The 12735-nt window shown below is 74.7% G+C and carries 12 protein-coding genes; 6 read left to right on the top strand and 6 right to left on the bottom strand.

Annotation, left to right across the window (positions count from 1 at the left end):
* Positions 1 to 4: 4 nt before the first annotated feature.
* The 3 genes from ACV530_RS06830 to ACV530_RS06820 form a co-directional block, all read right to left on the bottom strand.
* Entirely contained in the window at positions 5 to 1186 is a 1182-nt protein-coding gene (locus ACV530_RS06830; RefSeq protein WP_494331353.1) for a Dyp-type peroxidase, read from the bottom strand.
* Positions 1183 to 2346: an imelysin family protein gene (locus tag ACV530_RS06825; protein WP_494331352.1), complete on the bottom strand. Its 1164-nt coding sequence runs from the start codon at positions 2344 to 2346 to the stop codon at positions 1183 to 1185. Before ACV530_RS06825 ends, ACV530_RS06830 begins: the two co-directional genes overlap by 4 nt.
* A 97-nt stretch (positions 2347 to 2443) precedes the next feature.
* Positions 2444 to 3133, bottom strand: coding sequence for a nuclease-related domain-containing protein (locus ACV530_RS06820; protein ID WP_494331351.1), 690 nt, complete (start codon positions 3131 to 3133; stop codon positions 2444 to 2446).
* 221 nt (positions 3134 to 3354) lie between these two features.
* Between ACV530_RS06820 and ACV530_RS06815 the strand changes: the two genes are divergently transcribed.
* The 3 genes from ACV530_RS06815 to ACV530_RS06805 all read left to right on the top strand — a co-directional run bounded on the left by ACV530_RS06815 (position 3355) and on the right by ACV530_RS06805 (position 6553).
* A complete protein-coding gene (locus ACV530_RS06815) occupies positions 3355 to 4080 on the top strand; it encodes a DUF4142 domain-containing protein (protein WP_494331350.1) in 726 nt (241 codons plus the stop codon).
* Between the two features lie 9 nt (positions 4081 to 4089).
* Complete coding sequence (locus tag ACV530_RS06810; RefSeq protein WP_494331349.1) at positions 4090 to 4854, top strand: TIGR04222 domain-containing membrane protein; 765 nt, start codon at positions 4090 to 4092, stop codon at positions 4852 to 4854.
* Positions 4855 to 4984: 130 nt separating this feature from the next.
* Positions 4985 to 6553, top strand: coding sequence for an alpha/beta hydrolase (locus ACV530_RS06805; protein WP_494331348.1), 1569 nt, complete (start codon positions 4985 to 4987; stop codon positions 6551 to 6553).
* A gap of 13 nt (positions 6554 to 6566) precedes the next feature.
* Here ACV530_RS06805 and hemQ read toward each other — a convergent pair whose 3' ends face one another.
* Entirely contained in the window at positions 6567 to 7280 is a 714-nt protein-coding gene (gene hemQ, locus ACV530_RS06800) for a hydrogen peroxide-dependent heme synthase (protein WP_494331347.1), read from the bottom strand.
* Between the two features lie 5 nt (positions 7281 to 7285).
* On the bottom strand, positions 7286 to 8710 hold the full coding sequence (hemG, locus tag ACV530_RS06795; RefSeq protein ID WP_494331346.1) for a protoporphyrinogen oxidase: 1425 nt from the start codon (positions 8708 to 8710) through the stop codon (positions 7286 to 7288).
* A gap of 108 nt (positions 8711 to 8818) precedes the next feature.
* On the opposite strand from hemG, the gene ACV530_RS06790 reads away from it, so the two are divergent.
* Entirely contained in the window at positions 8819 to 10012 is a 1194-nt protein-coding gene (locus ACV530_RS06790) for a thiolase family protein (protein WP_494331345.1), read from the top strand.
* A 70-nt stretch (positions 10013 to 10082) separates the two neighbouring features.
* On the opposite strand, the gene hemE is transcribed toward ACV530_RS06790, so the two are convergent.
* Positions 10083 to 11147 (bottom strand): uroporphyrinogen decarboxylase, encoded by a 1065-nt coding sequence (gene hemE, locus ACV530_RS06785; RefSeq protein ID WP_494331344.1) that lies wholly within the window; start codon positions 11145 to 11147, stop codon positions 10083 to 10085.
* 89 nt (positions 11148 to 11236) lie between these two features.
* Between hemE and ACV530_RS06780 the strand changes: the two genes are divergently transcribed.
* Positions 11237 to 11896 (top strand): DUF3000 domain-containing protein, encoded by a 660-nt coding sequence (locus ACV530_RS06780; RefSeq protein WP_494331343.1) that lies wholly within the window; start codon positions 11237 to 11239, stop codon positions 11894 to 11896.
* Positions 11897 to 12060: 164 nt separating this feature from the next.
* Positions 12061 to 12720, top strand: coding sequence for a LuxR C-terminal-related transcriptional regulator (locus ACV530_RS06775; RefSeq protein ID WP_494331342.1), 660 nt, complete (start codon positions 12061 to 12063; stop codon positions 12718 to 12720).
* The last annotated feature ends 15 nt before the right edge of the window (positions 12721 to 12735 follow it).

Below are 12735 nucleotides of genomic sequence, written 5' to 3'. Positions count from 1 at the left end.
TCTCTCAGGGGTTCATCAGGGCTCGGCCGTACCAGTCCGCGTGGTCCCGCACCCCGGGGAGTACGAAGAACCAGCCGCCGCCGAACGGGGTCACGTAGTCGGTCAGCGGCTCGCCCGCCAGCCGTCGCTGCACGGCGGTGAACTGCCGCAGCGGGTCCTGCTGGTAGCAGCAGAAGAGCAGCCCCGCGTCGAGGTTGCCGTTGGTGTCGACGCCGCGGTCGTAGCTGTACGAACGGCGCAGCAGCCGCTGGTCGCGGGTGTGCGGGGTACGGGGGTCGGCGAGCCGGATGTGGCAGTTCAGCGGGATCACCGCGCCCTCGGGGTCCCGGGGGTAGCGGGGTGGGTCGGTCTCCCGTACGCCGTCCAGGGGCGCGCCGGTGTCGCGGGCGCGGCCGAACATCCGCTCCTGCTCGGGGAGCGGGACTCGGTCCCAGAACTCGAGGAGCATGCGGATGAGCCGTACGACCTGGTAGCTGCCGCCCGTCGCCCAGGCGGGTTCGCCGGTGGCCGGGCCGGTCCACACCAGACGGTCCATCAGGCGGGCGTCGCGGACATCGGGGTTGGCCGTGCCGTCCCTGAAGCCGAAGAGGTTGCGGGGGGTGCCGGTGGGGCGGGGCGGGCCGGTGAAACCGTCGAGGCGCCAGCGGATCTGCGCACCGCCGCGGGTGTGCCGTGTGAGGTCGCGCAGGGCGTGCAGCACGGTGTCGGGGCTGTCGGCGCACAGCTGGAGGCTCAAGTCGCCGTGACACCAGGCGGGTTGGAGGTCGTCGTCGGGGAAGACGGGCATCGTCCGCAGCCGCCGCGGCACCCGGTGGGCGAGGCCGAAGCGGCCGTCGAAGAGCGAGGCGCCGGCGCCCAGGATGACGCGGACCGCGCCGGTGGCGGGGACGCGGGGGCCGAGGAGCCCGGAGTCGGGGGGCGGGCCCGTGATGCCGGTGGGGGCGGGGATGCCGCCGGTGGCCAGGAAGCGGGCGCGTTCGGTGATCGTACGCAGCAGGTCGGCGAGTTCGGCGCGGTTCGCGGCGGTGACGTCGAGGGCGGTGAACGCGGTGGCGCGGGCGGGCGGGGCGAGGAGGTTGTGTTGGCGGGCGCCGTGGAAAACGGGTGCTTCCGCCGGAGCCGATGCCGGTGCCGTCGTCGTGGCGACGGCACCGAGGGCGCCGCGCAGCAGGCCGCGGCGGTTCACCCCGCTCTCCGTACGGAGCACAGAGCGGACACGGACGCGAGGCGCTCGGCGAGGTCGCCGAACTCCGCGTCCAGCAGCTCGCGTTCGGCGCGGGTGAGCCGGGCGAGCGGGGTCCCGCGGTGGCGGTCCAGGGTGTGGCGGGTGCGGTCCAGGCGCCGGTCGAGGGCGGCGAGCGAGGGGTAGCGGGTGCGCAGCAGGGGGCGCAGCCGGTCGAGGATCTCGCGGGTGGCGTCGAGCTGGGCGCGGGCGGTGGCGAGCGTGGTGCCGCTGCCGTGGTCGGTGCGTCCGGTGAGCTCGGAGTGGATGGTGTCCTCGAGGATCTCGTGGGCGCGCCGCACCAGGTCGGCCGGGTCCAGGCGGGTGTGCCGCCAGGCGGTGCGCAGCGCCCGGACGTCGGCGGCGAGGCGGCGGGCCGGGCGGCGGAGCGCGGCCGTGTCCTCGCCGTGCCACAGGCCGTACTCGATGCGGTGGAAGCCGGTGAAGCCCGGGTCGCGGACTCCCCGGGGCAGGCCCGCGCCCGTCCGGTCGATCGCCTTCGTGGCGGGCCCGAAGGCGCCGTACGCGCCGCCCAGCCGTGCCCAGTGGAGGTGGGCGGGGCGCCAGGCGCGCCGGGCGCGGGTGCGGTCGCCGTCCTCGACCGCCGCGCGCAGGGCCTCCGTTGCCGTCACGAGGCCGTCGAGCCCGCGGCCGGTCCGGCGCTGGTGGCCGAGGGCCGCCGGGATCAGGTCGGCCCGGGTGACGGGCACGGCGGCGGGGCCGCCCGCAGAGCCTCCGGCGATGCGCACGGCGGGCCCGGTGACGGGGTCCGCGTCCTCCTGCGGGCAGACGAAGGCGTACGTCCCGCTCCCGAGCCGGACCCGCAGCAGGCGGACGGCGCCGGGGCCGATGCCCTCGGCCTCGCCGTGAACCGCGCCGGTGCGGGGATTCTCGAGGCGGACGTCGGCGGGCACGGCGGTGGTGTTGTGCAGGGCGAACTCCTGGATGCCGGGCCGGGGCCGGGACCAGCCGCGCCCGCAGCCGCCGGGCGAGACCTCGACGGGGACGGGCCCGCCGGGCGGTGCGGGCGGGGGGCCGGTGGCGGGTGCGGCGCAGGCCGTCGCGGCGAGGGCGAGCACGCACACGGGCGAAGACCACCGGATCCGGCGTCCCGCAACCCGCACTCCGCGCCTCCTCATGGCCGGTCAGGCCGTCATCGTAGGCAGCGCACGGTGTCATGGCGGTGGCGGCCACTCCGGGGATCACTCGTCTGACGGCGGGTCATCCCCCGAGCCAGACGCGGCGGTTGCGTGCCACGGTGTGGATCCGGTCGACCCGGTCCGGGTGCAGCACCCCGCCGAGCGCGCCCAGGGCCGAAACCTCGGCCTCGTGCAGCACCCGGACGTCCTCCAGGGTGGCCGCGACATCCACGCCCGCCGCCCCGACGACCACGACGACCGGCTGCACCGGCACCAGGAAGCCGCAGCCGCGCGAGAGCACGAGCGAGGAGCGTGCCGCGCTCTGCCGGGCCCGGCGGACGCCGGGGCGCGGGTGGCGTTCCCCGGCGACGCGGATCATGGTGTCGTCGGCCAGGACCCGCGCCCTGCGGGTCCGTTCGACGGCGACGCAGAAGACGCCGCCGGGGCCGATCAGCAGGTGCGGGATGACGGTGTCGCCGGGCAGGACGATCGAGTGCACCACGTCCCAGCCGCCGGCCGTGAGTTCCTCCAGCGCCGCGCCGACGAGCTGTTCGGCGGCCAGCGCCCTGCGCCAGGCGTCCTCCACGGGCCTGCGGCCGAGGACGCGGGCGAGCGCGAGAGCGGCCCGGCCGCGGCGGGAGGCGTCGAGGCGGGTGCGCAGGGTCTCGCCCGGGCGGTTGGGGGCGAGGTCGTCGTCGGGAGGGAGGAACAACCGGTCGGGGTCGTAGCTCCTGCCCTGCGCGCCGCGCTTCCCCTCCGGACGTTCGTCCACGCCCATCACCCCCACCCGCCATCTTGCCGCAGAAGGGCGGGAACCAACCCGGCGCGCGGTCCGTTGATCCCGGTGAGGCCCCGCGACATCCCCCCGATCGCGGGGCCTCACCAGTGGGGCCGGAATCTCCGGATCCCCGCGCATCCCCGTGAATCCCCTGAATCCCCGTGGGGATCACGGCCGGGCGTCTAGGGTCTGTCGGCGAGCCCCTTGGAGACCCCATGCGATCCCTCTCCGGCACCGGGCTGGTCGTCGCCGCGCTTGCCGCGACGATCGCCGCGCTGCTGTTCCCCGTCTGGTCGTACCAGGACCGCACCGGCACCGGGACGTCCCCGGACACCGTCGACCTCGCCGCCGGGGCGGTGCCCACCCGGTTCGGCCCGCTGTCGCCGGCCGACCGCGCGTTCGTCGACGGGGTGCGGCGGGACGGGCTGTGGGGGCCGCCCGCCGGTCAGCAGGCCCGGGAGCGGGGCGGCTCGGAGGCCGTACGCCGGGCCGGCGAGCGCCTCGCCGACGGCGACGCCGCGCTGGACCAGCACGTGCGCGAGGTGGCGCACCGGCTCGGCCTCGACCTGCCGAGCCGGCCCACCGCGGAGCAGGACGGCTGGCTGGCCCGGCTCGGCGCCGCGCGCGGCGCGGCGTACGACCGGGAGTTTGCCGGCCTCGTGCGGCCGGCCCTCGGCAGGGCCTTCGCCCTGACCGGCCAGGTACGGGCCACCACACGCAACTCCGCCGTGCGCGAGCTGGCCGACGACGCGAACCGGACGCTCCTCGCCGAGATGCGCGCCCTCGAGGACACCGGCCTCGTCGACTTCGACTCCCTCGCCTCGCACGCCCCACGGCAACTCCCGCTCCCCACCGGCACCTTGGACACCCCGTCGCCCGAACCGGCGACCACCTATCCGCTTCCGCCCGCGGTGATGCGCCCCTCCCCCACCGTCGGGTAGAACACCCGTATGTGGGTCGTCCTGCTGCTCGTCGCCTGGGCCGTGGCGCTGACCGCCTGCGGCCGGCTGTGCCGGGCGGCGGTCGCCGCCGCGCAGCCCCGGCCCGTCCCGGCCGAGGGCCGGATCACCGCGCTGACGCTGTACGAGGCGGCGTTCCTGTCCGGGGGCCCGCAGCGGGTCACCGACCTCGCGCTGGTCACGATGGGCCGACAGCGCCGGCTGCTGCTGGCGCACACGGGGTGGGCGACCGTGGTCGACCCGGTCGGCCGGGACGAGCTGGAGCGCTCGGTGATCACCGCGATCGGGCCCGGCGGCCAGTCCCCGGTGCCGGCGATCCGTGCCGCGCACCGCACCACCGACGCCGTACGGGACCTCGACGGCCGGCTGGCGGCGGCCGGGCTCGCGGTGCCCGGCCCGGAGCGCCGGGAGATGTCCGCGGCGACCCGCCAGGTGCGCGGGGCGTGCCTCGCGGTCGCCGCCCTCGCGGCCACGGGGGTGCTCGCCCTGTCGCCGGAGGCGGCGCGGGGGCAGGCGGCGGGCTGGTTCGCGCTGCCGCTGATCCTGACCGCGGGCTGTCTGGCGATGGCGCTGTGCGAGGTGCACCCGCACACGGCGTGGGCGTCGCACGCCGGGCAGGAGCTGCTGGGCCGACTGCGCGCCGGGGCGGACGACCAGGGGCCGCTGACCTCGCTGGCCGTGCGCGGGCGCAAGGCACTTGCCGACCCGGAGCTGCGGGCCGCCCTGTCCACCCAGCTGCGGGGTCTACGAAACTGACGTCAACCGCCGTGCGAACCGAGGAGTCCCTTCGGGCCCAATGCGGCCGACATCGCTGTGCGGTGCTTTACTTCACCAACCGCCCAATCAAATATCCCTTTTGTCGCATTGGATATGAAGGGACGGGCCAGTGAGAGCAGCAGCCCTGTACGGAACCGTCGGATCCCTGATCCTCACCGGGCTCACCGCCCTCACCGCCCCCGCGGTGCACGGCACCGGGGCCGACCTGTCCCCGGACGACCGCGCCGAGGCACACGGCGTCGAACTGGCCGCCGAACGGGCCGCCGATCAGGGCATCGACTTCGGCGCCTGCCCCGAGTCCGAGGGGCTGCCCTCCCCCGTGGAGTGCGGCACCGTCTCCGTCCCCATGGACTACGCCCGCCCGAGCGGCAGGCAGATCACCCTCACCGTCAGCCGGGGCCGCGCCCTCGGCGGGGAATCGGCACGGCAGGGCGCCCTCTTCTTCAACCCCGGGGGCCCGGGCGGCTCCGGCATGATCTTCCCGCTGATCGCCGGCATCCCGGCGTGGCACAAGATCGCCGAGTCCTACGACTTCATCGGCTACGCCCCGCGCGGCGTCGCCCGCTCCCACCCGATCTCCTGCACCGACCCCGAGACCTTCGGCAAGGCCCCCAGCCTGTCCCCCGAACACCCCTCCGCCGCCTACAAGAAGCACGAGGTCGCGAAGGCACGGGCGTACGCACAGGGCTGCGCCCGGCGCACGGGCGGCGACCTGAGGTTCTTCAACAGCCGCAACAACGCCCGCGACCTGGACGTCCTGCGCGCCGCGCTCGGCGAACGGCAGCTGAACTTCGTCGGCGCCTCGTACGGCACCTACTTCGGCGCCGTCTACGCCACGCTCTTCCCCGGGCACGTGCGCCGCATGGTCTTCGACAGCGTGGTCAACCCCGACCCGCACAAGATCTGGTACCAGAACAACCTCGACCAGTCCGCCGCCTTCGAACGCCGCTGGGCCGACTGGCGCCGCTGGGCCGCCAGGCACGACAACGTCTACCACCTCGGCCGCTCGGAACGGCAGGTACTGGCCTCGTACGAGAAGGCCAGCAGGCGGCTCGCCGAGCATCCCGTCGGCCGCGTCGGCCAGGCGCAGTTGCAGGCCGTCCTGCTCAAGGCGGGCTACAGCGACAGCGGTTGGGCCCCGGCGGCCAAGGTGCTCTCCGTCTATCTGCACGGGGACGACCAGGTGCTGCGCGCGATCGGCGGGTCCGACCCGGCGGGCGCGTGGGCAGCGGAGAACAGCAACGCCGTCTACACCGCCGTCGAGTGCAACGACGCGCCGTGGCCGCACTCCTGGTCGCAGTGGGACCGGGACAACAGCCGCCTCGCGGAGCGGGCGCCGTTCGAGACGTGGAGCAACGCCTGGATGAACCTGCCGTGCGCCACCTGGCCGGCGCCCCGGCAGCGGCCCTTCGAGGTCGGTGCGGACCGGCGCGCCCTGCCGCCCACGCTGCTGCTGGCCGCCGAGCGCGACGCGGCCACGCCCTACCAGGGAGCGCTGGAACTCCAGCGCAGGCTGCCGGGTTCGGCACTGGTCACGGAGCGCGGTGCCGGTACGCACGGCATCGGCGGCGGGCCGAACGCCTGCGTCAACCACTACTTCGAGACGTACCTGCTGACCGGCGCGGTCCCGGGCCGGCGCGCCTACTGCGCACCACGCCCGGAACCGAAGGCGACCTGAGGCCTCAGGCCCCTCAGGCCAGAGTCGCGATCAGCTCGGCCACCGACTTGCGGCGACCGGTGAAGAACGGCACCTCTTCCCGTACGTGCATCCGCGCCTCGGAGGCCCGCAGGTGACGCATGAGGTCGACGATGCGGTAGAGCTCGTCGGCCTCGAAGGCCAGGATCCACTCGTAGTCGCCCAGCGAGAACGAGGCGACCGTGTTGGCCCGCACGTCCGGGTAGCCGCGCGCCATCTTGCCGTGGTCGGCGAGCATGCGACGGCGGTCCTCGTCGGGCAGCAGGTACCAATCGTAGGAGCGCACGAAGGGGTACACGCTGACGTAGTCGCGCGGGGTCTCGTCGGCGAGGAACGCCGGGATGTGCGACTTGTTGAACTCGGCGGGGCGGTGCAGCGCCATGTTCGACCACACCGGCTCCAGGATCCGCCCGAACTTCGTGCGGCGGAAGCGGTTGTACGCGTCCTGGAGCGCGTCCGAGGTCTCCGAGTGCCACCAGATCATCACGTCGGCGTCGGCCCGCAGCCCGGAGAGGTCGTAGGTGCCGCGCACCGTGACGTCCTCCTTGGCGAGGTGCGCGAAGAGCTCCTCGACCTCCTCGGCCCAGCCGGTGCGGTCCTCCGGCAGCACGTCGCGCAGCTTGAACACCGACCAGAGGGTGTAACGGATGACCTCGTTGAGGTCCTTGGCCTTCTTGCCGGCGTTCGGGATCTTCTGGGCGTCAGTCATGGTCCCTATTGTCCCCCGTGCCCCGCGGCCGTCTCGGCCAGGGTGGCCAGCAGTTCGCCGGCGGCCCGGTGCGCGCCGGCGATGCACGCCGGGATGCCCACGCCGTCGTACAGCGCACCGCAGACCCGCAGGCCGGGCAGGCCCGCGACGAGCTCGCGGATGCGGGCGACACGGGCGACGTGGCCGACGGGGTACTGCGGCAGTCCCCCGTCCCAGCGGGTGACGCGGCTTTCCAGCGGCTCGGCCGCAAGGCCCACCGCCTCGCCGAGGTCCTTCAGCGACATCCGCACCAGGTCGGCGTCCTCGCGGCGCAGGTCCTCCTCGTCCCCGTATCGGCCGACGGAGGTGCGCAGCACGAAGACGTCCGGGTCGGCGGCGCCGACCCAGCCCCACTTGTTGGCGGAGAAGGTGGACGCCTTGATCTTCCGCCCGTCGACGGGCGGCACGAGGAAGCCGCTGCCGTGGAGCAGGCCCTCCACGTCGGAGCGCCGGAAGGCCATGGTGACCAGGGCCATGGAGGCGTACTCGACCGTGGCGAGCTCGGCGGAGACGGCACGCGCCTCCCGGCCGAGCAGCCGGGCCGCGTCGCCGGCGGGCGTGGCGAGGACGACGCCGTCGGCGTCCAGGGACGACGTCCCCAGGTCGAGCCGCCAGCCGCCGGGCATGCGCGCGAGTTCGACGACGGGCGCGTGGGTGCGGATCTCGCCGCCCGCCGCGCGCACCGCGTCGGCGACGGCGAGCGGCAGCCGGCCGATGCCGCCGTCGATGCCCATGAAGACGGGCCCGCTGTTCTGCGGGGCCGACGCCTGCAACTCCCGTACGGCGTCGGTCAGCGAGCGGTGCCTGCGGGCGGCCTCGAAGAGCTGCGGCACCGCGGCCCGCATCGAGATGCGGTACGCGTCGCCCGCGTAGACCCCGCCGAGCAGCGGCTCGACGAGCCGGTCCACGACCTCGCGGCCCAGCCGCTCGGCCACGTACGCGCCGATCGCGACGTCGTCGCCGATCTCGGTGCGCGGCAGTTCGGCGTCGCGGGCGATGCGGGCCAGGCCCTCGTCGGAGACGACGCCGGAGGCGGCCAGCGGGGCGAGGTCGCCGGGGACGCCCATCATGTGCCCTCGGGGCATCGGGCGCAGCCCGCCGCGGGTCCACACCGAGGCGCTCGCGGTGGCGGGCGCCTGCAGCCGTCCGTCGAGGCCGACCGCGCGGGCCAGTTCCACCGCCTCCGGCCGCCGGGCCAGCATCGACTCGGCGCCCAGGTCCACGGGCACGCCCGCGATCTCGCCCGCGAGCAGCTTGCCGCCGAGGCGGCCGTCGCCCTCCAGAACCGTGACGCGCGCACCGCCCTCCGCCAGCCGGAGAGCCGCGGCGAGACCCGAGATCCCACCGCCGATGACAGCCACATGGCGCCGCCCGACGCGCACTTCGCTCATGCCCCCACTGTCTCAAACAGCCGGGTACGGCCGTACGGCACCCCATTGACAGCTGTCGGCACCCCGCCAAGACTCGCGCGCACGCCCACCGACCGTTACGGAGACCTCATGAACGACCGCATCCGGGATGTGTACATCGTCGACGCCGTCCGCACTCCGGTCGGCAAGTACGGCGGCGCGCTCGCGGGCGTCCGCCCCGACGACCTCGCCGCGCATGTCGTCCGCTCGCTGGTCGGCCGGTCGCCCGCGCTGGACCCGGCGCGCGTCGACGACCTCGTGTTCGGCAACGCCAACGGCGCCGGCGAGGAGAACCGCAACGTGGCCCGCATGGCCGTGCTGCTCGCCGGGCTGCCCGTGTCCGTACCCGGCGCGACCGTCAACCGGCTGTGCGCCTCCGGGCTGGAGGCCGTCGTGCAGGCGTACCGCGCGATCGCCGTGGGCGACGCGTCGGTGATCGTCGCGGGCGGTGTGGAGTCGATGAGCCGCGCGCCCTGGGTACTGCCCAAGCCGGAACGGGGCTTCCCCGCGGGTCACCAGCAGCTGTACTCGACCACGCTGGGCTGGCGGATGACCAACCCGGCGATGCCGTCGAGCTGGACGGTGTCCCTGGGCGAGGGTGCCGAGCTGATCGCCGACGAGTACGGCATCAGTCGCGAGCAGCAGGACGCGTTCGCGCTCGCCAGCCACGAGAAGGCGGCACGCGCCTGGAAGGACGGGGCGTACGAGGCGGAGGTGGTCCCCGTGCCCGGCGTGGACCTGGCGCGCGACGAGACGATCCGCGACAACACCTCCCTCGAGGCGCTGACCCGCCTGAAGCCCGCCTTCCGCCCCCGGGGCGGCACGGTGACGGCGGGCAACTCCTCACCGCTCAACGACGGCGCCGCCGCCCTGCTGCTCTGCGACGAGGAGGGGCTGCGGACCATCGGCCGCGAGCCGCTGGCCCGGGTACGCGCCTCGGCGGCCACCGGCATCGAGCCGGACCTGTACGGCCTCGGCCCCGTGGAGGCGGTCCGTCGGGCACTCGCCAAGGCGAACCGTTCCCTCGCCGACCTGACACATGTCGAGCTCAACGAGGCGTTCGCCGCCCAGGCGTTGGGGTGCCTGGCGCAGTGGCCGGACCTCGACCCCGACGCCGTCAACCGGCGCGGCGGAGCCATCGCCATCGGCCACCCGCTGGGCTGCTCCGGCGCCCGGCTCGCGGGCGCCGTGGCACACCAGCTCGCCGCCGCGGGCTCGGGCACGGGGCTCGCGGCGCTCTGCATCGGCGTGGGCCAGGGGCAGGCGCTGGTGCTGGAGCGGTAGGCCTGGCCGGCCGGTTGCGGTGACCGCGTATTCCGCCGGACCGGCCGCGCCCAAGGGCGAAGCTCCGCCCCTAGCGGGCCGTCCGCTCGTGCACGAACTCCACGAGGCGGGTCAGGGCGTCCGGGTCCGTGGTCGGCAGGACGCCGTGGCCGAGGTTGAAGACGTGGCCCTCGAGGCCGCGGGCCGCGGCCAGCACCTCGCCGGCCTTGGCCTCGACGGCCTCGCGCCCGGCGAAGAGCACCGCCGGGTCGAGGTTGCCCTGGAGCGCCTTGCCGGGGCCGACACGGCGGGCCGCCTCGTCCAGCGGGACGCGCCAGTCGACGCCGACGACGTCCGCGCCGGCCTCGCCCATGAGGCCGAGGAGTTCACCGGTGCCCGCGCCGAAGTGGATGCGCGGCACGCCGTACCCGGCGACCGCGTCGAAGACCTTCGCGGAGGCGGGCATCACATGGCGGCGGTAGTCGGCGGGGGCGAGCGCACCGACCCAGGAGTCGAAGAGCTGCACGGCCGAGACGCCCGCCTCGATCTGCACCTCGAGGAAGGCGGCGGCGATGCCCGCGAGCCGGTCGAGCAGGTCGGCCCACAGCTCCGGGTCGCCGTACATCAGCGCCTTGGTGTGCTCGTGGTTGCGCGACGGCCCGCCCTCGACGAGGTAGCTGGCGAGCGTGAACGGCGCACCGGCGAAGCCGATGAGCGGGGTGGCCCCGAGCTCGGCGGTCAGCATCCGCACCGCCTCCGTCACATACGCGACGTCGCCCTCCTCGAGCGGGCGCAGCCGCTCGAGGTCGGCGCGGGTGCGGATCGGCTGGGCGACGACCGGGCCGACGCCGGGCTTGATGTCGAGGTCGATGCCGATGGCCTTGAGCGGCACCACGATGTCGCTGAAGAGGATGGCGGCGTCGACACCGTGACGGCGCACCGGCTGGAGCGTGATCTCGGTGACGAGCTCGGGCCGCATGCACGACTCGAGCATCGGGATGCCCTCGCGCACCCGGCGGTACTCGGGCAGCGAGCGCCCGGCCTGGCGCATGAACCACACCGGAGTGTGCGGCACGGGCTCGCGCCGGCACGCCTTCAGAAATGCCGAATCGTGTGCCGCGGTACGGCGCGTCTGCTGCTGGCTGCGCTCACTCATGCCCCAAATCTTCGCACGGGCCGAACGAGTGACCCGCCGTGTGGTGTCCCTACCGAAAACCGAGGGTCGTTCCGCCTAGTCTTCCGGGCATGGCTGCGGCGCACGGACACCACTCGGACGGTCCGGACGACGTGGGTGGGGAGGAGTCCCCGTCCGTCTTCCGGCAGGCGGTCGCCGGGCTGCAGGGTGTGCACCTGCGGCCCGAGATCGAGCTCGACGCCACCCCGCCACCCCAGCGGCTCGCCCCGTACTCCTACGCGCTGGAGGCCGCGGTCGTCGTGGACGACGAGGAGCTGGCGGACGGCCGGCTGATCCTGCTGCACGACCCGGCGGGCCACGAGGCCTGGGGCGGAACCTTCCGCCTGGTGACGCTGGTCCACGCCGACCTCGAGGAGGAGATGGCGGCGGACCCGCTGTTGCCGGAGGTGTGCTGGTCGTGGCTGACGGGCGCGCTGGAGGCCCGCCGGGTTCCGTACGGGGCCCCGAGCGGCACCGTGACCCGGGCGAGCTCGCACTACTTCGGCGGGCTGCGGGAGCGGGAGCCGTCGACGCAGATCGAGATCAGGGCGTCGTGGTCGCCCGCGGAACCCCCCGCCTCCGGCTCCGCCGCGCGCCCCGCGCCGGACACGGCGGCGCACCTGGCGGCGTGGTGCGATCTGCTCTGCCAGATCGCGGGGCTGCCCCCGGGCGGGGCGCCGGAGGCCGGTGTCGTGACGCTGCCCCAGCGGCGGGGACCGCAGAGCCGCTGACCGGAGAGCGGTCCTAATTGCCCGAATTGTTACTCATCAATTCGTGATCATTCCCTAAAGCCGGGCGGTTTGGCTGCCGAAGGAGCTTGTGACCCTTCCCATACGGATCGCCCCGGCTTACCCACAAGTCGGCACCCGTCCCCGCCACTCCCCCTGGAGGCCTGGTGTCCGTTCTCCTCGAGCAACCGGCGAGCCTCGCCTACCGCCCGACCAAACCGACCGCCATGGTCGTCGTCGCCGACCCCCGCGTCCGCTCCACCGTCACCCGCCACCTGTGGGCCCTGGGGGTCCGCGATGTGATCGAGGCATCATCCATCGCGGAGGCCCGGCCCCGCATCGGCAGCCCGCGCGACATCTGCGTGGCCGACGTCCATCTCCCCGACGGCTCCGGCCTGACGCTCCTGTCCGAGACCCGCGCCGCGGGCTGGCCCAACGGGCTCGCCCTCTCCGCCGCCGACGACATCGGCGCCGTGCGCAACGCCCTCGCGGGCGGCGTCAAGGGCTACGTCGTCACCGGCACCCGCACCAACCTCGGCATCCCCGGCCGCCCCGGCCTCGCACCCATCGGCTCCGCCGCGGCCCGGATGCAGCGGCGCCCGCCCGGGGCCCCCGGGCATCCCGGCGGCTACCGCGAACTGTCCGGGCGGGAGGTCGAAGTCCTGCGGCTGGTGGCGGAGGGCCAGTCCAACAAGGCGATCGGCGTCTCCATGGGCCTGTCCGCGCTCACCGTGAAAAGCCACCTCGCCCGCATCGCCCGCAAGCTCGGCACCGGCGACCGCGCCGGAATGGTCGCCGTCGCACTGCGCACCGGCATCATCCACTGATCCCGCGGACGCCCG

The organism is Streptomyces sp. SX-6, from assembly GCF_059089585.1.
Note: the sequence above shows the minus strand (reverse complement) of the source record. Positions and strands in the feature narration are given on the sequence as shown.

Bases quoted from the DNA above. Each gene is read 5' to 3' on its own strand.
- ACV530_RS06815 (WP_494331350.1), top strand. From the start codon at position 3,355: ATGCGATCCCTCTCCGGCACCGGGCTGGTCGTCGCCGCGCTTGCCGCG.
- ACV530_RS06810 (WP_494331349.1), top strand. From the start codon at position 4,090: ATGTGGGTCGTCCTGCTGCTCGTCGCCTGGGCCGTGGCGCTGACCGCC.
- hemQ (WP_494331347.1), bottom strand. From the start codon at position 7,280: ATGACTGACGCCCAGAAGATCCCGAACGCCGGCAAGAAGGCCAAGGAC.
- hemG (WP_494331346.1), bottom strand. From the start codon at position 8,710: ATGAGCGAAGTGCGCGTCGGGCGGCGCCATGTGGCTGTCATCGGCGGT.
- ACV530_RS06790 (WP_494331345.1), top strand. From the start codon at position 8,819: ATGAACGACCGCATCCGGGATGTGTACATCGTCGACGCCGTCCGCACT.
- hemE (WP_494331344.1), bottom strand. From the start codon at position 11,147: ATGAGTGAGCGCAGCCAGCAGCAGACGCGCCGTACCGCGGCACACGAT.
- ACV530_RS06780 (WP_494331343.1), top strand. From the start codon at position 11,237: ATGGCTGCGGCGCACGGACACCACTCGGACGGTCCGGACGACGTGGGT.